Here is a 19,568-nt window from a genome sequence, read left to right on the forward strand (position 1 = left end):
GCGAAAATTAGCCCTGATGCTTTGCAGAGAACGAATCGCAAACAGACTCAATCAGCGATGTTTTGTTCGCAGGGTTGGACGGGCTTCGGACGAAAAATAGCAACGCAGTTAGCACGGAATGCGGGGTACCCCCAACCCAAAGTCAACGCACAATAGATCGCAATCGACAGCGGTGACGCTCCGGCAGCAAGCAGCCGAGGGGTGTCCAGAAAAGGGTCTCCTGTGAACCAAGCTACCGCTAAATAGACACCGTTGGCCAATACGCAAAAGTTCGCGATAAACCAGACGGATGGCTTGCGAATTGCGATCGCAATCAGCAACGGAACCACCGTTCCGACTAAGGGGCCTGACCAAAGGGTGACCAACGGATGCGGGTCAGGGGCGAAGAGGCTGTGTGGCAAATGCCATGGTCTAAGTTCGGCATGTTGCAGCGTCCCACCCCCTAGCCAGCCTCCGATCAGATGGCCGACTTCGTGTGTCGTCGTCATCACAATCCAGGATGCAATTAGCAGCAGGGTGAATCGTATCATCGTGGATTTGTTTAGCCTCAAACGAGCAAAATCGATTTTACCGGTAGCGAAACTCGCAGACGGGCTGATGATTTAATCGAACTCCAAATCGCAGTTGTGAGCCGTGGGCCGTAAGGCACCGGGTAATGCGTGGGACCCGGCCGCTCACGCGTCACGGCTCAATAAATCAACAGCCCGCGGAGAGTTTCGGCCATCAACGTGCCACTACGAAAGTCTCTGCGACTTTCGCTACGGTAAAGATTCTGCGTAAGCCTTGGCCACCTCTTCGGCGATAATTTGGAACCCTTTTTTCACCGTCGGCTCGGGCATCGTGAACGTCACTCGAATGCACTCATTGCGGTGTCGCCAATCGTGATCGTCCAATCCAAAAAAGAAATAGTTGCCGGGGACGACTAACACGTCACGGGCCTTCAGACGCTGGTACAGTTCTCGCGAACTGATCGGCAACCCTTCGAACCACATCCACAGAAAGAACGCCCCTTCGCTGCGATGAATCCGATAAGGCAACCGGTCGTCGAAGTACTCGCGAACAAACGCCTGAGCTTGCTCGGACTTCGTACGGTAAAACGGCTGGACCACTTCATTGCTCAGCCGCAAAATTTCGCCACTTTCAACGAGCGGGGTTGCGATCGCTTGACCAATGTTGGTGTTGGCGAGTCCCACGATGGACATCATCGATGACAGAGAACGGATCACATCGGGGCTGGCCACCACGATCCCGGTGCGAGTGCCTGGCAACCCGATCTTGGAAAGACTGAGCGTCAGGATGATGTTCTCGTTCCAGACCGGAGTGGCTTCGGTGAATATCGCGTTGGGAAACGGCGCGCCGTAGGCGTTATCGATGATCAGCGGAATGTCATTCGCTGCAGCGAGTTCGGCGAGTCGCTCGATCTCTGCGTCGGTCAACACATTGCCGGTCGGGTTGGTCGGACGCGACACGCAGATTGCTGCAATATCGTCAGTGATTTCTAACGCGTCAAAATCAACACGATATTTGAATTCGTGTTCGCCGGTCATTTCCAGTCGTGGCTTGACGGCACAAAACATCTCGCCATCAACCGATTGATTGGCATAGCCGATGTACTCGGGGACCAGTGGCAACAGGACTCTTTTGCGGCTACCGTCGCGGAACTTTCCGGCCAACGAGTTGAACAGCATGAAGAACGCCGTTTGTCCGCCTGCGGTGACGCCGATGTTTTCCGGTCCTAGATCCCAGCCAAATTGCCGTTTGAACAAATCCGCTAGTGCCGCCCGGAATGCAGGATTCCCCGAGGGTGGTTCGTAGTTGCCTACCGCGTGTTCAAGTTTGCCCGGTTCTCGCCCCATTTCCTCGAACCGCTTTCGCCACAGCGCATCCATCTCAGGAATATGTGCCGGTTGGCCGCCACCAAGCATGCAGATACTGTCGCCGCCCCTGGCGATTGCATGCCCTAAATCGTCCATCAATTCGCTGATACCGCTGCCGCGACAAAGCTGCTCACCAAACTCAGACCAGTGCAATTTCATTGTATTTTTCAGTGCGAGACATTGCTGTTGAACGCTCACGAGTATGGTGAATCTTCGTCGACCATGAAACCATGCTGACACAGCAACTCATTTAGCAAGAACCTGTGTAGCAAGAACCCATGTAGCGAAACTCGCGAAGAGTTTCGGTCGCCGCCACGGTACAGATCAGAAAAACACTTGGCGGACGATTTTCTTCGACGTTCATTAATCCAAGGTGACGATTCGTCTGAGGCTACTTAGAATATGATCGTCAGCCCACAGCCCCCGATAATGATTCCCTCTGAACACGATGCAACGTAAACGCCTCCACTACCGAAGCTCGACTGCTTGGATTGCAGTGCTAGGGGTATGCGCGTTGGTGGCGTCGCCCGCGATCGCGGCAGCAAATTGTTGCTGTAGAGGTGCGGGGCAAGATTTACCCGACGCGACATGCTGCTCGGCCGAATCTACTGCAGCGATTCAAGGATCAGGGTGTCCTACCGCCACCGGCGGGGACGCTTCGTCATGCTGCGGGAATTTGGATGCGACTTTCAAGGATGTGTCGCAATCTACCGGGACCACACACTGCTGTGACGTCCCGAGCCAATGCAAGTGCGTAACGTGCTGTGGAAGCGTAACTGCACGGCACATCATCCCCACCTCAGTGGTTCGCAATCAACCCGACGATCAATCAGCCCATGCGTTGCTAGCGGCTGAATTGACGTTGGATACACCGTGGTCGATACCAACGTCTTCAACTCGCGTTGCCGACCTGATAGCGTTTCTCCCTGCACAACAGCAGTGCGCACTTCTTTGTCGTTGGCGGAAATAACGGTCGCTTGTGAAGCTCTGTTATTTCTGATCTGTGTTTCTGTACAACGATAAAAATTTGTGTTTTTGGAGAATCAATATGTTTCGAATGTTAAGTGTTGTTGTCGCTTCGGTAGCCCTCACCGCCGTCGTCGCGTCGGCATTCAGTCCTGTGAAGAGTTCAGGCAACCAGCAGCCAGCGGGAGTCTGCCCATGCGGCCAATGCGAAGCTGGATGTGACTGCTGCGATGGAGGCGAGTGTGCATGTGAAGCCTGTGGCTGTGATGCATGCGACTGCAATGCAGTTGGCTCTGCGGCAACTGCGGATACCACGCTTGCAGCCGTTGCCACGGACGCAGCGTGCCAGTGCGGTGTTTGTGAAGCAGGTTGCGATTGCTGCAATACAGCGGATTGCATTTGCAGCGAATGCGACTGCGAACTCTGTGTAATCTAACACGAATCGCAGAATCGTCGTTAACGACCGGCCAGCCGTCTCATTCGAGGCGGCTGGCCTTTTTCGTCGGCTGCCGCAACTTCCGAATGAGAGTGTGCTTCGCGCAGACCTCCTACGCGATGTTAAAAATCGGCAATGCGGTTTGCAACCTACCAGTTGCGTTGTTTCGGAAATGCTTCCAACTCGTCCAATGCACTGTCGGCCGACGACGAACTCTAGGCCAATCGGAATGGAGCTCGGCGTAGCGTACTGTTTGGAGCCAGGCGGCTGTCTCAATTGTTTTTACAGAGGCTCGCGGACGTGCGATTCGCTTCGAAGTTCGATCAGTTGCGTCAATCGTCGACCAAGTGCGTCCAAATTATTAGCGGCGTTCTCAGTCTGGCGTGTCGCGGCTAGTGTATCTTGAGCGGACTGATTGATTTGATCCATCGATGTCGTTACTTGATGAATGCTGTTCGCCTGTTGCTTCGACGCCGTTACGATCTTGCTTGCTGCTTCAGCGGATGCCGCTACCATCGTACCGAGCTCTTCGATTGTTTGCTCGGCTTTCATGACAACCGCATAGGCTTCGTTGACGGACGTGGCCCCCTGTTCAGTCGACAGGATCGCGTCGTGCGTGGCGGCGAGAATTTCACTTAATATGTTTCGCACCTCCGCTGTCGCCAGTTTTGCTTGTTCCGCTAACGATTTGACTTCGGCTGCGACCACTGCGAACCCTCGTCCTGCCTCGCCTGCTCGCGAGGCTTCAATGGCGGCGTTCAATGCCAAGATATTGGTCTGATCGGCAAAGTCGTTGACGGCCGTGATAATGGTGGCGATCGCTTGGGCGCGTTCGGCGAGCCTTCCCATGCTCGTCGCTGTGGATTCGTCGCGTTTGCGGACCATGGACATCGCCACTCGTGTTTCTTCGACCGCCGTTCGTCCTGATTTGCTGACAGCGTCGGCTCGGAGAGCGGTTTTCGCGACGTCGCTGACCATAGCAGCGGCATCCTCGGTGCTGCAGGCAACTTCCTTGACGAACTTTGATGCGTCTTTGACCGCTGCCGACTGCGTTTCTGACCCACGCGTTTGTTGAACCACGCTAGCAGACAACTCTGTACTGGTAGTGGATAACATCGCGACAGTTTCGCGGACCGCGTTGAAAATCTGTTTCCGTTCATCGTCGATACGTTTTCGTTCGCTGACGTCTTGTGCTACGCAGATGTACTGACGGCGATCGCCTTGTTTCAATTCAGTCATTCGCAGCAGGATCGGTACATGTGATCCGTCCCGGCGAAACACGTCCAACTCACGTTCCCGATTCAGCGTGTCGACATCACCTATCCAATCGCCAAATCGCGTATTGGATTCGTGTTTCGACCCGTTGAGAGCGACAATCAATGTGGAAAGATGATTGCCAATTACTTCTTGCCGCGGGTATCCGAATAGCGTTTCCGCTCGTCGATTAAAAGTTTCAATCTCACCATTTGTATCGATCGTCATGATCGCGTCGGCTGTTGAATTGAGAATCGCTTCTAGGTTTCCATGAGCTTGGTGAAGCTGAGATTCGTGAATTGTGATGTCAGCGATCCGGGTTTCAAGTGAATCGCGGGTCTGTTTCAGATTGACCAAGGTACGGTAGAAGATCGCCATGAAGTAATACAAGACGAACCCGTAAGCGACTAATCGAAGCATGTGCCACAGCCACCAATTACTGTCCCACAGCACGGACCGCTCGAAGATCAGGCCAGCGACGCCGAACAATAGGCACAGGTTGGCAAAGATCAACGTGTCGGTGTTCTTGTGCTGCCGAAACAGAAAGAATCCTGTCGCAGCCAAGAACCCGATGCCGCCTCCGATGTTGAGTGCTTTGGCAGCAAACGTAAAGCCGTGGTCATCCTTCATCGCGGGCAGCAGGTTCGGTTGTGCCAATGAGATGCATCCGAAGGCGGTGGCGAAAGCGAACATCAGCAACGCAGCGATCGGTACATCTACTTTTCGGTTGAACTGATCCGGCAACCAAACCAGCGCAAACGTAGCACCGCCGACAAAGGTGGCGCAACTATGCAGCCAAACAAAGACGTGTCCCGCATGCGTGGCGGCATGAATTCCGTCCAGAGTTCCCATGCCGATGAACCCGCAGATGACCCACACATAGGCCGACGTCAAACTCCCTTGCTGGCGAAGCATCAACATCGTTACTGCCACGATCAGAGCCGCAAAGGAACCGAGTCCTTCAACGACCGCATGAAAGGGATGATGGTTCCAGATTCGGCTCGGTAGAATGTCAAACACACTGAAGGCCAGTGGTGTCATGCCCACTAGAGCCAAGACCGTTATGTCACGAGATGACAGGGGCCGTGTCTCTAACGGAGGCTGATCGATCGCTGCCATTGGTTGAATCCGAAAAAAAGGTATCACGTTTCATGGTGACTAAGCGACAGATCTTTGTCCACAATGGAATTTATTTCAGCGAGGTGTTTCATCAAGAAGAAGTCAAATGGGAGTATTCTTAATTGGTGCCAGCCACCTAAACTATTCTAAGTTGGTGCCAGCCACGTAACCGGGGTTTGTAACCACAATCGTTATCCGAGTATTTGGGTGAGGGCTATAAGTTCTGGCAATAGCGAGGCTGCGAGGTGCGTGGATGTTGAAACCTGGCGTCCTGTTTACTCAATTGCCAAAGGCCATTGCGCGAAACCTCAGGCACGACTGTTAAGAAACAATCGTGCTCTTCGGAGGCAACCGTTTGCAGCATGCAATGAGTCAGTTGAAGCACGCCGATGCGCTGGATTGGCCGCGGTGCCAATGGTGACCCGTTCGCTCGGCATCGGCTTGCATCGATTCGGCACGTCCTACACACGTCGAATGGCCAAAATACTCTCTCCAGTGCCACACTAAGTCTCGCCACATCGATGAATCGATGCCGAGTGCCGCAAGTGTTTTGGCCAGGCCCGCGGGAATTTTCGCGGTGTCATCACCATGTTTGGCAGTCCAGCGAAGCAGTCGAAGATAGTCGCTAAGCGACAGGCTCAGAAAGCCACGGTCGCTGCTGCGAAAACCATCGGTGTGTGTTTGCGGTTCGTTGGAGAGTGTGCTGGATTTGAGCGATAGCGGAGCAAGCCAACCGTCACGGCGTACCTTGCGTCCAGTGGGGTTCTGACGCTTCGCACGCTGCTTTTGCCGGAGCTTCTCGACGGGCGTTTCGCGAATTGTCTCGGCCGCTTCTTCGGTTGGAATCGGCACTAAGTCGAATGCTGCTGAATCGATCTGTTTACCTTTCTCGGCTTCGATGCGGTCGTAAGCAGAAGTGTGGGGAGAGTGGTCGGGGGAATCCGCCATGGCAGCCCGCACCGGATTCAGGTCCACGTACATGCTGCAAGCCAACAGCCCTGTTTCATCGACGATTCGCTGTGCTTTGAAACGGCCTTCCCAAAAGTGGCCGGTGCACTCATCGACCTTGTTAGCTCGGCGGGCGATCGGCTCAGACAGTGCCCGCATGAACCACGAGATGTCCGACAAACGTTGCCGGATCATGCTCAACCGCTGCCTGTCACGGACGAGCCTCTGGACGTCATTTTCGGTCGGCTCGGCGAGATGTTCTTCGAGCCGATGACCTGGAAAGACTTTCAGCCAGCGGAGAGCCACTTCGCTGTCGGACCACTCGGCCAAGACATCAGGCCGATTGCGAAGGATGAGGTGCAGATGATTACTCATCACGGCATAGGTAAGCACGTCGATGGCAAAGACTGACGCAAGAGCTTCCATTCGCCTGCGAATCCACTCGCGACGGCAGGAATAGTCCTTGCCCGTGGCAGCATCGATTCCTGCCAGGAAGGCACGACGGACGCACCGCTGTGTCACATTGACGATACAAACTTCATCGGGGCTGAATTGCTCAGCTCGTGGCGGCCGCGGCATCAGACACCTCCGCGTGTTTGGGGGGATGATTCGGCTACCGGTATTAGATCCGAAATCCGCCTCGTGTCAAATTTTGGTGGCTGGCACCACTTAGATCCTTGGATAGGTGGCTGGCACCTAATGAGAATTGGCAGCGACTTTGTTTTGCAGCACTTTTCTATCCGCGTTTTTCGTAGCGGACGCGGTACACGGGGATGCGATGACGGCGGCTTCGTCGCTCGAAGTGGGTGCGATAATCGAGGTCATGCTGCGCTTCAATCTCTTCCTCCGGAATGGGCACTCCCAGCTCCGGTGCGATTTCCGCGATGATCTCGACCGTTTCTTCGAAATAGTCCAGCACGTCGGTCCACACATGTAACCGGCCGCCAGGACGAAGTGCTTTGGCGAAACTTAAGATGCTGCGCTCGTTCAGGACTCGGCGTTTCCGTTGCTTCTTTTTCCACCATGGATCGGGAAAATAAACATGCACCGCCTCCAAACTCTCTGCGGGAACCCGTTCGTTGAACAACGGTTCGGCATCACCACTGATCATGATCGCGTTAGTGACCTCGGCTTTCGCCAATCGGCCCGCTGCATGCTCTGCACACTTGGCGTTGATCTCGATGCCCAGAAAGTTTTGTCGTGGATTCTCCGCCGACGCATTGGACATAAACAGGCCTTTGCCTGAACCGACTTCGATTTCGAGCGGCTTCCTATTGCCAAACATCGAATCGCTGGACAGGACCTCGGGAAGCGAATCCACCAGCCGTAACACCTTCGATATGTCGAGACTGGCTGGTGGGCGGCGAATGGGACTTCGAGACACGCTGGGACTTCTGTTTATAAAAAGGAGGTGAAATGGGGGACCGATCCAAGTCCCAATGGAACAAACTGGACCAAACTAGGGAAACTTACTTTTGAACCGACTCTCCTCACATCGTAACCGAGCACAAATTCTCTACAATGACCGTTCGTTTTAGCACGTCAAACCGACACGACTGCTTCACAATGCTCATTTCTCGCGACACGTTACGAATTGACTTCCATGGAAAAGGCCCCTGCCAAATTTGACGGACTCAATATCGCTGCCTTAGAGAGTCGTCGGGCGGACGATATGGCACGGCTAATCACACGGCATGGAGGCGTTGCCCACGTCAGTCCGTCGATGCGTGAGGTGCCGATCGACCCCAATCGGGCGGCTATCGATTTTGCTTACCGCGTGATTACCGGCGAAGTCAACGTGGTCGTGTTGATGACCGGAGTCGGTTTCCGTTTCTTGCTAAAAGCGATCGAGCGGCACGTCGATCAGCAACGGTTCCTCGATGCGTTGTCCGATATCACAACAATTTGCCGTGGTCCCAAACCGGCCGCCGCGATGCGGGAACTCGGCTTGACCGCGACCATCCGCGTGCCTGAACCCAACACATGGCGAGAATTGTTGCAGACCATCGACGCCAATGTTTCGATCGCCAACCAAGTCGTCGGGGTTCAAGAGTACGGTGTCAGCAACGCTTCGCTTGTTGCAGGCCTGGAAGCTCGCGGGGCAACGGTTGAAACCGTGCGTGTTTACGGCTGGGAATTTCCCGAGTCCACCGGCCCCTTGGAAGAGAACGTGCGGGCGCTGGCCAGTGGCGAGCGAGACATGCTGTTAGTGACCAGTGCCCATCAGGTCGTCAACATGCTGCGGATGGCCGAAGAATTGAACATGGTTGACGATCTGCGTCGCGGTTTGCATTCTACCGTGATCGCATCGATTGGGCCGACGACGAGTGACATGCTCCGTGAGTGCGAACTGCATGTTGACTTTGAACCCTCGCATCCCAAAATGGGCCACTTGGTCACCGAAGCCGCTCGTCAATCCAGTGAACTGACGAAAGCCAAACGACGCGTTAAACAAATCCGTTGGTCCGATAAATCCAAGCCGCAGAGCGAGAATATGCCTCTTCATCCGTCAAACGACAGTTTATTCATGAAGGCTTGTCGTGGTGAGGCGACAGAGCGCACTCCCGTGTGGTTGATGCGACAAGCGGGCCGCTACATGGCGGAATACCGCGAAGTCCGGGCGAAACAATCGTTCCTAGAACTCTGTGCCAACCCAAAACTTTGCAGCGAAGTGATGTGCACCGCGGTGGACCGATTGGGGGTCGATGCCGCGATCATTTTTTCGGATCTGCTGCCGCTGTTGGTTCCAATGGGATTCGACCTGGAATTTGTTGCCGGCGACGGCCCGGTCATCCACAATCCCGTGCGAAGCGCCGAAGACCTGTCCCGCGTCAAAGCCCTGGATCAGCCCGAAAAGCTCGACTTTGTCTATGAAACGGTTCGTCAGACACGAGCCGATTTGCCAGAGTCGATTCCCTTGATCGGGTTTGCCGGTTCGCCGTTTACCTTGGCCAGCTACGCGATCGAAGGTGGCGGAAGCCGGCAATACACGAACACCAAAAAACTGATGCACAGTGACGCGGGTGCTTGGGCCGACTTGATGAACAAGTTGTCCGAATCGATCACGGTTTATTTGAATCATCAAATCGCCGCCGGGGCTCAGTGCGTGCAGTTGTTTGACAGCTGGGCCGGTTGTTTGTCGCCAACGGATTACAGCAAGTTCGTGTTACCTTGGATGAAACAGATTATTGCCGGAATCGACCCTTCGGTTCCCGTGATCAATTTTGCGACTGGCAACCCCGAACTGCTTCCCTTGCTTCGCGGAGATCGACGTACCGTGGTCGGAGTCGATTGGCGCATTTCACTGGACGTTGCCTGGCAACGAATCGGGCACGATTGCGCAGTCCAAGGCAACATGGACCCCTCGGTTTTGTTGGCCGATCCTGATGTCATTCGCGAAACCGTGGACCAATTGCTGCAGTCGGTAGATGGGCGTCCAGGACACATCTTCAACCTCGGCCACGGCGTGCTAAAAGAAACTCCCGTCGAAAATGTGATTGCGCTCGTCGAAACGGTCAAAGAATTGAGCCAACGCTGATGACGTCGCCTCAGCACGTATGTCCGTTCTGCCCGCTCCATTGCGATGACATTTCTGTTGATAAGGCAACGGGTCGCGAATGGATTGCACAAATCCAGTGCCCGACAGCGATTGAGGGGTATACCGACACGCTGAGTAACGCCAAGTTTGCTCGCATCGAAGACGCTGCTTGTGAAATAGCCGAGGCAGACAATCGCGCGAAGGTCTTGTTGTCTGAGAAAGACATACTCCTCGTCGCGACCAGGGGAACCGATCTAAACTCCGCCCGACGATTGAATCAATTGGAGGGCGATAATCGTATTCGCGTCGCATTAGACGACACGGTATCAACCCAGGCATGGCGAAACGCGGTCAGTCGCGAGGGCACGCTGACAGCCACCTTGGGGGACATTCAAAGCCATGCGGATGTCGTGTGGATAATCGGCGATGTCGAAAGTGAAACTCCGCGATTGCGAGAACGAATTTCTGCGGACACAAAGAACTGCATTCACAGCGAATCACTTGCGGCTGAAACCTTGGCAGAACTGTTTGCATCTCTCCGCATCGATCCTAAAGAGCAAGATTCTAAACACGAAGATACGAACGAACCGATCGCCAAAGCGATGCGATCCGCGAACTACTTGGCCATCATTCTGGGGCGAGACGCTTTGGTGAGAAGCGAAGCGACTGCAACCTCTGAATTGCTCAGCAAGCTTTTGTGGCATCTCAATAAAACGAAGCGAGCGGTCGTGTTGCAGTTGGATGCCGCAGCGACGAATCGCGCCGTCACCGCTTGGCGATCAAACCTTACGATCGATTCCATCTCCGACAGTGATCAAGAAATTCACGTTCGACTCGGAAGCCCCGCGAATGGGGCGAGAACCGCCAAGATACAAATTGGAGGGATCGATCGAGGTCCTCGATATGCCGAAGTTTATTTGCCAGCGGCCATCTGCGGCATCGATCGTGATGGCATCATTGTCCGAGGCGATGCGACGGTGACAATGGCGTTGATCGCTATTCAGAGCTGCTCACTACCCACACCGCTGGAGCGTCTGGAGCAGTGGCGGGCGTGATGCCAATGGGCGATATCAAGCCACACGTAAAAAGCACCAAGTGAACTTGTTTCTGCCGGTTCGTAATCACCCGAATTCAATTTCAAGCGATTCGCCGCAACACAGTTTCTGTGACCCGACAAAATTTTCGGGTCGCCGCAATGCTAGACCGTTTCGGATACGGCGCTGTGTTGGGGGTTCGGTGACGACTCTTGCTCAGCACGACGCAAGGCACTCTCAACGCGTTGAAGCAAATCTAAGCTCCGGTCGAACGTTTGATGACTATCGGTTCTTGCACTGGCGACGAACTCGGCATGGCAGTGTTGGCATGCAACAGTACATCCCAATAATGACGCGCGAACTTCCACACGTCGTCCGCAACGTGGGCAGGGATGCGTAAAGCGAAGTGTGCTGTTTGAGGTCATGATAAGATCCTTTGAAACCTGTCCTATCCGTGTTAGATGTCGAGATTTTATCCTTGAACACCATTTAAGGCAAGCTAAAACCCCGCAAAGGGTGTCTGTTGCGGTTTTCCGAAAATCCAAATTGGAATGTTTTCCCCGGTTCTCCGCACCAAAAACCCCTCTAAAGAGTACTGGCGATTTAGCCATCTACAAGCCCAATCACGAATTCTGTACTCAAAAAAAGACTTGGCTATCGCCGAATAACTGCGGAAAAAGTAGTGTTCAAAAACTCATGTCTAGCGTCAACATCTTTCGCATTTGCAATTGCGGAATCAAGTCCCCAGAGAGATGCGGCGGATGCCACCAGAGGTTCGCTAATGCGCCAGAAACGGCGATTATTAGTATTTAACGTGGTTTTCTCACGCAAAATAAGCCAAAAACTAACGCTGTAAAAACCATTCAGGGGGTGACGGGTATGGGGTGGGCCATCGGTTCGGTCATCTCGTAAGGCAGACGCCAAACGGTATCGCCACTCGCATTTGAAAAATAGAGATGGCTCTCACTTAACTGGGTCGGATCGCCGTCAGCCCAGAACACGAAAAACGGGTTCTTCGCATTGATCGGACGGCGCGCATAATTGTGATTACGCGGGCTGGAATGGGTTAGGGTTTTTTTCATTAACCATGTGTTTCCCCGATCCGAAGTGACCCAATTCACCATTTCACCGCCGCCGTGATGCGGCTGTGGCCCTGCGAGTGACGGAATTCGAACTGTCCAAGTCGAATTTTCCAAGTACAAGCTGCCCATGTCATAGTTGTGGTCAGTCTCACAGATCTTCGTGGTCTGCCACGCTTTTCCGTCCCAGCGAGTTAGACAGAAGAAACGAGGGCCATTGGGCGGCCCTGGTTCGTGCCCGTGGCTGGTGACGTACAACACAACAGGGTAACCATCTTCGTCGAACCCCATGTCCTTTAAGTACACGTTTAACCCTAGCGACGCGTAATCCATTACCCTCGCTGAATTTTTAAGTTCGGTCAGCGGAACGGAGAGTTTGTCGCCACTGACAGTGGTCCAACTTCGGCCCATATCTTCGGTTTGAACGTAGTAAAGATCCGTTCGTTGATCGACGTTGCCGTTGGGGTGACGGTTCATGAAAGTCCCCGTTTTGCCCCCCAGTGTTGCACTGGTTTGATAATGTCCTCCTTGCTTGTGCCCTGGTTCTCGAATCCCAGCCAACTTTTCGTCCTCAGACCAAGTCACTCCATCGACGCTTCGCTCGAAATACAGCTCGCGAACACCGGTGTATTTGGTGAACAAATGCAAGAAACCTTGCTGCTTCGATTCTTCCTGATCTAAATAATGCGGTTGCGGGTAGGTCATTTCCTCCTCGCTGATTTGCTCGAACCCTTCAATGCTATAGGGCTTTAGGCTGCGAAACTTGAACCCAGGGCGTCCCCGTCCTCGACCGCTGACAAACACCCACAGGTGGCCGAGGCGATCCACCGCCAAACTTGGGTTGTCATGGGGGTCATCCACTCCGTTTTTGTCGTAGACAACCACCGGCCGGGGCACTTGGTTGGTTTTATGGTCGTAGTAGGAAATCATGCACAACAGATGCCGATCTTTGGCTGCGGTTGTGCCTCCGTACACAAAAAAGGTCTTGTCAACGTCTTTGCAGTAGATCGCCAAAGGAGTGTGTTTGGCGGTGTACGTTCCCAAGCCACCCGAGTATTTATCGCCATAGGGAAACGTCGGTGTACGTGACACCTTGCCATAGGCTTGGTCGCCTTCGCCCTTGCCATAATATTGTCCGAGCGTGAACCAAATTCCCTTGTAGCCGTTGACGGTTCGCACACCAGTCTCGGGTTCCTTGGCATGCACTTCGCTGCAGAGAAATGCCACAATACCCACACACGCGAACTTGAAAATCAAATTCATTCGTTGATCCATAAGTCGATTCGAGTCAAGAAACACCGTGTTCACAACGATGCTATGTAAACACAAACCCGAAGATAGTAACACGATAGTGACGATCGAGAAACAAGAATGAACGGACGTCCGTCAAAGTCTATTGATTTGGTTGCGACAAACACGGCCACGATTCGGGACCATCGTCGTACCACGAGTTACCGTGCAGTGTTTCCGGCGTCCCCTGATCAGCAAGTTGGGTCCCGATCGACGTCGCCCATTCTCGACAATAATCGTTCACTACGTGTGACACATTGTCATAAACAAATTCGTGTTCTCCGCTGGTCGCCAGGTACAGATTGTATCCGAGCAGTTTCCAGTCGCGACTGATTGCCACCAATTTTCGTCCTACCATGCGGTCATCGTCGTCAACCAAGACAAGCAATTGTTTATTGGCGTCCAAGAAATTAGGCACGACCGACTCGCAGAAAGCTCCTCCACGTAGATCGAGACAACTACCAAACGGGCGTCCCATCCACAGTAAATACTCAGCCCGTCCCGTTACTTTGATGGTCAAGCGTTTCGACTGCGTGGATACGCCAGCGTCCGACGGTTTCGCGATTTTGGCTACGTGAGTTGTAAACCAAGCGTCAACGTCGATACCAGCGAACGCAGCCCGATGGAGCCAGTTTTGATTGGCGTTGCCCGATTGTTTGTAGCCCACCGAGCGATTGGGTGTCTTTCGCAGTCCTCGCAACAATAGCATGCGACTCGCCAACGGCAGCGTCGCCAACAGCGTCAAGAAATCGGCTAGACGGTCCTCGTACGCATCCATGTCGATCGCCAACGTCGCGGGCGAAATCCCCAGCGACAAAAAGTGTTCACGTTGTCGCCGCTGTACCCATGATTTTGCTGCATCATGCGACGCACTCAACCCCGCTCGACTAATTCGCCTACGCAGCGGTTTAATCGCGGGCAATTTCGGAGTCGGCGTGATCCGCAGGTGTTCGAGCCGTTTTTGAGACCGTGCGTTCAAGCATCCCGCTCGCTCGGCCTGTAATAGATACTCAAACTCTCGCTGCCATTTGATTGGCAACTCAACTCGACCAGCGATCGATTTCGGCCACTTCGATTCGCGGCGATTTACACCCTGATAAATTCGTAAACGTCGTGCAGCGAGTTGAGTGGCCGCATCGGTTCTCGACAACGGTTCGATATCCAATTGCGAGCTTTCACTTTCGTCTTTTGTCGAATCCAGCCATCCGCTGAAGCGTCGCAACAGCGTGGGATTCAATACCACCAAGTCATTCACGTCAGAGAGCAGGGGAATCCATCGCTCGGTCCGATCCGACGTCCAACATGACGATGGCCATGATAGAGCCCATCGATACCAAGTTCGATAAACGTCACGGATAACGCGATGGCCTTCTGCCGCAAAATACCGTCCTGTTAGCTGGTGAATCGCTTCCCAAATCTCGCGATCGTCGTGCGAGTGATGCAGGCGGTAGTAGCAACCCTTTTCGAGTTTTGTCTGCAGGCTACCGCGCGGCAGTTTACTTTTCGCGACTTCATACCATCGATCATGGGGAACTTCATCAAGCCATTTTTCAAACGAAAGCAATTTGCGAATCTCGGACTGGCTCAGCTGCCCAGCCATCTGCAGTAACGTGTCAATCAAGTGTGGCTGACGCCTCGACAACCAACGCATCATAGGAGCACGGTTCAACGGGCGATGTGGAGAAATGGAAACCCAGCTAGCCAAGATTGCCGGGATCCGATGGGCACTCCAAACCTCAGCGGTTTCCATCTGCGGTTGGATAGATCGACGGAGACGTGTGATCCACTTTTGGGCAGACTTGCGAGTCAGCATCCGATCGGGATACGTCGTGTCGATATCCAGCCCGTAAGGCTTCTGCGCCAACTCGATCGCAAGCATAAATGCGAGATGTGATCGCCGTAATCGTTCGTGAGCATCAAGCTGCGGAAAGTCGAATTCAAGTTGGGCGAGAATGGCGACGCATCGGCGAGCGAGATTCCACCAATCGGGCCGTTGGCAGTGACTTTTAAGCGAATCCATCGCTTCGGTCCATGTTTGCAAACCGCGATCGTCACCGAGCCAGTGAACCAGCGATCGCCAGGAGCACGATGACTCGGAGTCCGGTTGCTGCTCCCAATGGAACAGTCGCCACTCGTCGGCGGAGCAGGACAAGCTTGTCATCACCGCGTCCTGGTCCAATACTTGACGCAATTGATCCAGTCGATTGCGACATTGTTGGCGTGATTGACGTGTCCGTTTTTCCAGTTCACGTTTGGAAAGGGATGCAAGTGCCGAGGACGCCAATTGCAACTCGGCTCTGCTGATTCGGACAAACGCCCCGACTGGGATCGGAAGCGTTTCACGTGTGAACGCATTCGGACGTCCCGCTTGACTCCACTGCAACAACGCGTGTTGCAGTGGATGGGGATCGATCTTGCCGACGACGGCATAAAGACTGCCGTCGCGCCACCGCACCACGCGGCCGGTCAGCAGCGGGATCAGGCAAACGCCGCGAGGCTGCTTTGCAGCGGGTTTTCGGATCGGTTCGTATGCAGGTTTCATCACCCACAAACGACACGTTTCGTTCTGGCGGGTTCGCACGCGTGTCGATTGTCACGCGTCGCGATGCTAAATAAACCGCGTCAACCGGATTAGAACAATACCGGTTTGCCCAATTGGCGGCGCAAAGGAACGAGTTGCCCGGCGTGCATCATTGGATGCGTGCTGATCAGGATGACCACGTCGCCCACAGTAGGACAAAATCCTCGGAAATGCTCCGGTGATTCGGCGCCAAGGTCTTCATCACTCATCCCATCGAGTGCTTCGAGGGTTGCCGCACGCACCTTGTCCCACAACGCCAAATATTCGTCGCGGCCGAGAAACGCAGACGCGTCATCGCTGTCCGCTTTGTCTTTGGCATGTGCCTCGACAAATCCGGCAGGCAATTCGTAAGCCTTGCCCGGCGCAATGCTCTCAAGCATTGATACTTCCGATGAAATCAAGTGTCCCGTTTGCCAAGCAATATGATTGCAGCCCTCACAAGGACGCTGCAACAGTTCCGAGTCATCCAAGTCGCTCATGTAGCCTCGGTAGACCATGTCGCAAAATTTCATTGCCGATTGGATCGCGTCTTTACCTTGCATTAGATTCTCTAAGTAGATAGGAGTGGAAAGTGGTGACGAGATTGTAACCCCATAAGACCGAGTTGGTGCACCCCGCGACTTTTGTTGAGGACGAAGTTATATCGTCGTCTTTTGCTCGGAAGGTCGATTTTATTTCGGAGGTAGCGGAACTCGTCAAGAGTTTCGGTCATCCCCGAAAACGAAAGTCTTGACGACTTCCGCTACAACCAAATGCGTCAATTATAGAATCGACGTCCCCCGCAAAATCGCGTCACACCAACGCAACTTTTGCGGAGCAAAAGGCGACTATCACCAACCTGGGATTAGCCTTGGGGCGATTAGGGCAAATGCCATTGCCGCCAACACGAGCGCAAGTCCCGTGATGGGTAGAGGAATATTGGTTCTGCGTTGCGTCCAATTCACAACGTCCACCAACATGGCTAATAACGCTCCGCCGATCGCGGCACAAATCGTATTCGCGATTCCGGTCGTCGAGTTTGCGGGGACCGAAACCATGTAAATCGCCACCACCGTTGCGGCGGCCACAGCCCCTTGGATCATGCGGCGATAGAGGTTCGAGTTGCCCGATGCGACTACGGCCGCAAAGCCCGCAGCAATCGGCCAGCCATAAATGCCTTTTCGATCCAACAGGATAGTGTTCGACGCGACCGCCTGCATCATCGCGGCGACGACGACTCCCCAAAACACCCGTTGCATCAGCGGCGGCCAAAGTTTGCCGACCAGCATGCCAAAGGCAAGGCTGCTGATCGTCGAAACCATGCCTGCGATCATCAAATCGTTTCCGCGTGGACGCAAGAACGCGGCCAAGATGCTGGCGATTAGCGTCAACACAAAGATCGTTGACAAACGGAATTGCAGCAGCTCGTCACGCGGAGAATCGGCCAGTAAGCTCGGCTGATCTGGTTCCGATACGATTTCGTTTGACATGCTTTCTACCTCCGGTTGTTGCGAGTCGACCACGTCGATTGTACAGCAGACGAGAGATCCGGTCACAAACGCACGAAGCAGGTCAATAAGAGTCATTCCCGATATTGATCTGAGCCGACGGCACTAGCCGCGGGCAAGTTACCTGCGATATTGATGGGCCCGCGGCTAGCGGGCTGTTGATTTAATCGAAATGTAGATTGCACTGGTGAGCCGTGGGCCATAAGGCACCGGGTAATGCGTGGAACCCGGCCGCTCACGCGTCACGGCTCACTAAATCAACAGCCCGCTATCGCCGTCGGCTCACAAAAAGAATCGACGTTTCACCAATATATACCGAACGACCTGCTTACCACGTTTGCACCGGCAGCTCGTCAGAAAGTTTTGAAAAGGAGTCACACAACTGACTCATAAATTCTTTCTTAGGTAATTCTGAATTCAGCTTTTCGCCGACAAAGACGTCACAGAAAAACGGAACGAGCAGCGACTCGCCTTTCGGAAGCGCTTTGCCTAACCCGTGCATGAAGACAGGCGTGATCGGCACATCGGGATGCCGCTTGGCGAGATGAGCAACGCCCGTTTGAAACGCCTCTAATTTCTCAGGCTCGCCTCGCGTCCCTTCGGGGAACAACAACACGATTCCACCCGCACGAAGCACTTCCGAGATCGGTTCGAGCGGATGTTTTCCGTCACTGTCGCGTTTCGTCCTGGTTCGGTCGATTGCCAAAATACCCACGATTCGCGTCGAGAACCAGCGGCGAAGGGGGCGTGTCAAAAAATAGTCGCCTGCCGCCACCGGACGCACGTGACGTAACCGGCTCAGCCCCAGAATGTTCATTAATGCAAACACATCCAGATGGCTGTTGTGGTTTGCAACAATCAATGCGGGGCCCTTAGCCGGCAACCATTCACGTCGCCGAACGTTGGTTCCCAACACCACCATCATGATCGGCCGCACAATCACGGCAAAGAAAATCGTTCGTAAAAAATGATTCACGATTTAGGGACTCAGCCATAGGTGTAGTAGACGAAGTGGAAAAACAGCGGCGCCGTGAAGATCAACGAGTCGACTCGGTCCAATACACCACCGTGCCCGGGAAGTGTCGCACCAAAATCTTTGATTTTTAGATCTCGCTTCAGTGCCGACATGCAGAGATCCCCCGCAAAGCCAGCCATCCCAATAATGACTCCGGCCAACAACGAGCGAGCGTCATCCATGATCGTCAAGCGAGGCCCGACGACGACTGCAAACACGACCGTGGAAGCCACGCCTCCGATCAAGCCCGCGTAGGTTTTACCAGGACTGACTGTCGGAGCGACCTTTCGCTTGCCCAGCGACTTACCCCAAATGTATTGAAAGATGTCGTTGAGTTCGGTCAGCAGAACCAAAAACAAAAGCAGGCCCGCCCCGGGATAGGCAATCGCGGCCTCTGATGGAAAAACGGGAGCCACTCGCGGACTTGGGGCGACTTGAAACATCAGCAGAAACGCGGCGTGCGACAACGAGAACACGGTGATCATCAACGCCCAATGCAGCGATCCAGCGGCTCGCAGAAAACCATCGGTTTGGCCGATCATTAGCATTCGCGTTGGCAACCAAACAAACATCAACACCGGAATGAATACGATGAACATGCCGTACCACGATGTCGCGGCAAAGTAGTACTGTGCAATGATCGACAAGTAGGCATAGAACAGCACGCGGCGATCGGACCGCCGAGTCGGCGTCATCGACAAAAATTCTTTGAGTGCCAAGAAACTTACAAAAGCAAAGAAACACACCGCCGCTGTCGGAGAGAAAAATAACGCTGCGGAGAAGAACCCAACAATCACCCACCACGTGCGTATCCGCTCGCGAAGTTCCGTAAAATCACGCTCGGGATGTCGCCATTTCAGTGCCAATGACACCACGCTGGCCAAAACCAGCGAGACGAAAATCGAAGCGATCGCCACTCGAACTTCAAAAGCCAAATTCATGTT

General features: G+C 53.9%; 14 protein-coding genes. 3 read left to right on the top strand and 11 right to left on the bottom strand.

All coding sequences use genetic code 11. The features are described 5' to 3' along the window. Positions 1 to 47: 47 nt before the first annotated feature. Positions 48 to 530 (bottom strand): hypothetical protein, encoded by a 483-nt coding sequence (locus tag SH528x_RS21530; RefSeq protein WP_442505515.1) that lies wholly within the window; start codon positions 528 to 530, stop codon positions 48 to 50. 228 nt (positions 531 to 758) lie between these two features. Then, complete coding sequence (locus tag SH528x_RS21535) at positions 759 to 2,036, bottom strand: valine--pyruvate transaminase (protein WP_442505516.1); 1,278 nt, start codon at positions 2,034 to 2,036, stop codon at positions 759 to 761. A gap of 1,025 nt (positions 2,037 to 3,061) precedes the next feature. Here SH528x_RS21535 and SH528x_RS21540 point away from each other — a divergent pair. Beyond that, entirely contained in the window at positions 3,062 to 3,274 is a 213-nt protein-coding gene (locus SH528x_RS21540) for a hypothetical protein (protein WP_442505517.1), read from the top strand. Between the two features lie 287 nt (positions 3,275 to 3,561). On the opposite strand, the gene SH528x_RS21545 is transcribed toward SH528x_RS21540, so the two are convergent. The 3 genes from SH528x_RS21545 to trmB all read right to left on the bottom strand — a co-directional run bounded on the left by SH528x_RS21545 (position 3,562) and on the right by trmB (position 7,984). Next, positions 3,562 to 5,574, bottom strand: a complete 2,013-nt coding sequence (locus tag SH528x_RS21545; RefSeq protein ID WP_442505518.1) for a methyl-accepting chemotaxis protein — start codon at positions 5,572 to 5,574, stop codon at positions 3,562 to 3,564. 450 nt (positions 5,575 to 6,024) lie between these two features. Next, positions 6,025 to 7,179 carry a transposase gene (locus SH528x_RS21550; RefSeq protein WP_442505519.1) on the bottom strand — a complete coding sequence of 385 codons (1,155 nt, stop codon included), beginning with the start codon at positions 7,177 to 7,179 and terminating at the stop codon, positions 6,025 to 6,027. Positions 7,180 to 7,336: 157 nt separating this feature from the next. Beyond that, positions 7,337 to 7,984: a tRNA (guanosine(46)-N7)-methyltransferase TrmB gene (gene trmB, locus SH528x_RS21555; RefSeq protein WP_442505520.1), complete on the bottom strand. Its 648-nt coding sequence runs from the start codon at positions 7,982 to 7,984 to the stop codon at positions 7,337 to 7,339. A 219-nt stretch (positions 7,985 to 8,203) separates the two neighbouring features. On the opposite strand from trmB, the gene hemE reads away from it, so the two are divergent. After that, complete coding sequence (hemE, locus tag SH528x_RS21560; protein ID WP_442505521.1) at positions 8,204 to 10,138, top strand: uroporphyrinogen decarboxylase; 1,935 nt, start codon at positions 8,204 to 8,206, stop codon at positions 10,136 to 10,138. Then, positions 10,138 to 11,193 (top strand): hypothetical protein, encoded by a 1,056-nt coding sequence (locus SH528x_RS21565; RefSeq protein ID WP_442505522.1) that lies wholly within the window; start codon positions 10,138 to 10,140, stop codon positions 11,191 to 11,193. The genes hemE and SH528x_RS21565 overlap by 1 nt, the downstream gene beginning before the upstream one ends. Positions 11,194 to 12,035: 842 nt before the next feature. Here the strand turns inward: SH528x_RS21565 and SH528x_RS21570 are convergent. The 6 genes from SH528x_RS21570 to SH528x_RS21595 form a co-directional block, all read right to left on the bottom strand. Continuing rightward, entirely contained in the window at positions 12,036 to 13,514 is a 1,479-nt protein-coding gene (locus tag SH528x_RS21570) for a BNR-4 repeat-containing protein (protein WP_442505523.1), read from the bottom strand. 130 nt (positions 13,515 to 13,644) lie between these two features. Then, the gene (locus SH528x_RS21575; RefSeq protein ID WP_442505524.1) at positions 13,645 to 16,083 is read right to left on the bottom strand and encodes a hypothetical protein; all 2,439 of its coding nucleotides are present in this window, start codon (positions 16,081 to 16,083) and stop codon (positions 13,645 to 13,647) included. A gap of 89 nt (positions 16,084 to 16,172) precedes the next feature. After that, on the bottom strand, positions 16,173 to 16,664 hold the full coding sequence (locus tag SH528x_RS21580; protein ID WP_442505525.1) for a DinB family protein: 492 nt from the start codon (positions 16,662 to 16,664) through the stop codon (positions 16,173 to 16,175). A gap of 288 nt (positions 16,665 to 16,952) precedes the next feature. Then, positions 16,953 to 17,591 carry a hypothetical protein gene (locus tag SH528x_RS21585; protein ID WP_442505526.1) on the bottom strand — a complete coding sequence of 213 codons (639 nt, stop codon included), beginning with the start codon at positions 17,589 to 17,591 and terminating at the stop codon, positions 16,953 to 16,955. Positions 17,592 to 17,937: 346 nt separating this feature from the next. Next, complete coding sequence (locus SH528x_RS21590; protein ID WP_442505527.1) at positions 17,938 to 18,585, bottom strand: lysophospholipid acyltransferase family protein; 648 nt, start codon at positions 18,583 to 18,585, stop codon at positions 17,938 to 17,940. An 11-nt stretch (positions 18,586 to 18,596) separates the two neighbouring features. Continuing rightward, positions 18,597 to 19,565: a phosphatidate cytidylyltransferase gene (locus SH528x_RS21595; RefSeq protein ID WP_442505528.1), complete on the bottom strand. Its 969-nt coding sequence runs from the start codon at positions 19,563 to 19,565 to the stop codon at positions 18,597 to 18,599. Positions 19,566 to 19,568 lie beyond the last annotated feature (3 nt).

This window comes from Novipirellula methanifontis (assembly GCF_052161655.1).
GTDB lineage: Bacteria > Planctomycetota > Planctomycetia > Pirellulales > Pirellulaceae > Novipirellula.

Excerpts from the sequence above, each read along its gene's own strand:
- SH528x_RS21530 (WP_442505515.1), bottom strand. The coding sequence starts at position 530 with ATGATACGATTCACCCTGCTGCTAATTGCATCCTGGATTGTGATGACG.
- SH528x_RS21535 (WP_442505516.1), bottom strand. The coding sequence starts at position 2,036 with ATGAAATTGCACTGGTCTGAGTTTGGTGAGCAGCTTTGTCGCGGCAGC.
- SH528x_RS21545 (WP_442505518.1), bottom strand. The coding sequence starts at position 5,574 with ATGACACCACTGGCCTTCAGTGTGTTTGACATTCTACCGAGCCGAATC.
- SH528x_RS21550 (WP_442505519.1), bottom strand. The coding sequence starts at position 7,179 with ATGCCGCGGCCGCCACGAGCTGAGCAATTCAGCCCCGATGAAGTTTGT.
- hemE (WP_442505521.1), top strand. The coding sequence starts at position 8,204 with ATGGAAAAGGCCCCTGCCAAATTTGACGGACTCAATATCGCTGCCTTA.
- SH528x_RS21565 (WP_442505522.1), top strand. The coding sequence starts at position 10,138 with ATGACGTCGCCTCAGCACGTATGTCCGTTCTGCCCGCTCCATTGCGAT.
- SH528x_RS21570 (WP_442505523.1), bottom strand. The coding sequence starts at position 13,514 with ATGAATTTGATTTTCAAGTTCGCGTGTGTGGGTATTGTGGCATTTCTC.
- SH528x_RS21575 (WP_442505524.1), bottom strand. The coding sequence starts at position 16,083 with ATGAAACCTGCATACGAACCGATCCGAAAACCCGCTGCAAAGCAGCCT.
- SH528x_RS21580 (WP_442505525.1), bottom strand. The coding sequence starts at position 16,664 with ATGCAAGGTAAAGACGCGATCCAATCGGCAATGAAATTTTGCGACATG.
- SH528x_RS21585 (WP_442505526.1), bottom strand. The coding sequence starts at position 17,591 with ATGTCAAACGAAATCGTATCGGAACCAGATCAGCCGAGCTTACTGGCC.
- SH528x_RS21595 (WP_442505528.1), bottom strand. The coding sequence starts at position 19,565 with ATGAATTTGGCTTTTGAAGTTCGAGTGGCGATCGCTTCGATTTTCGTC.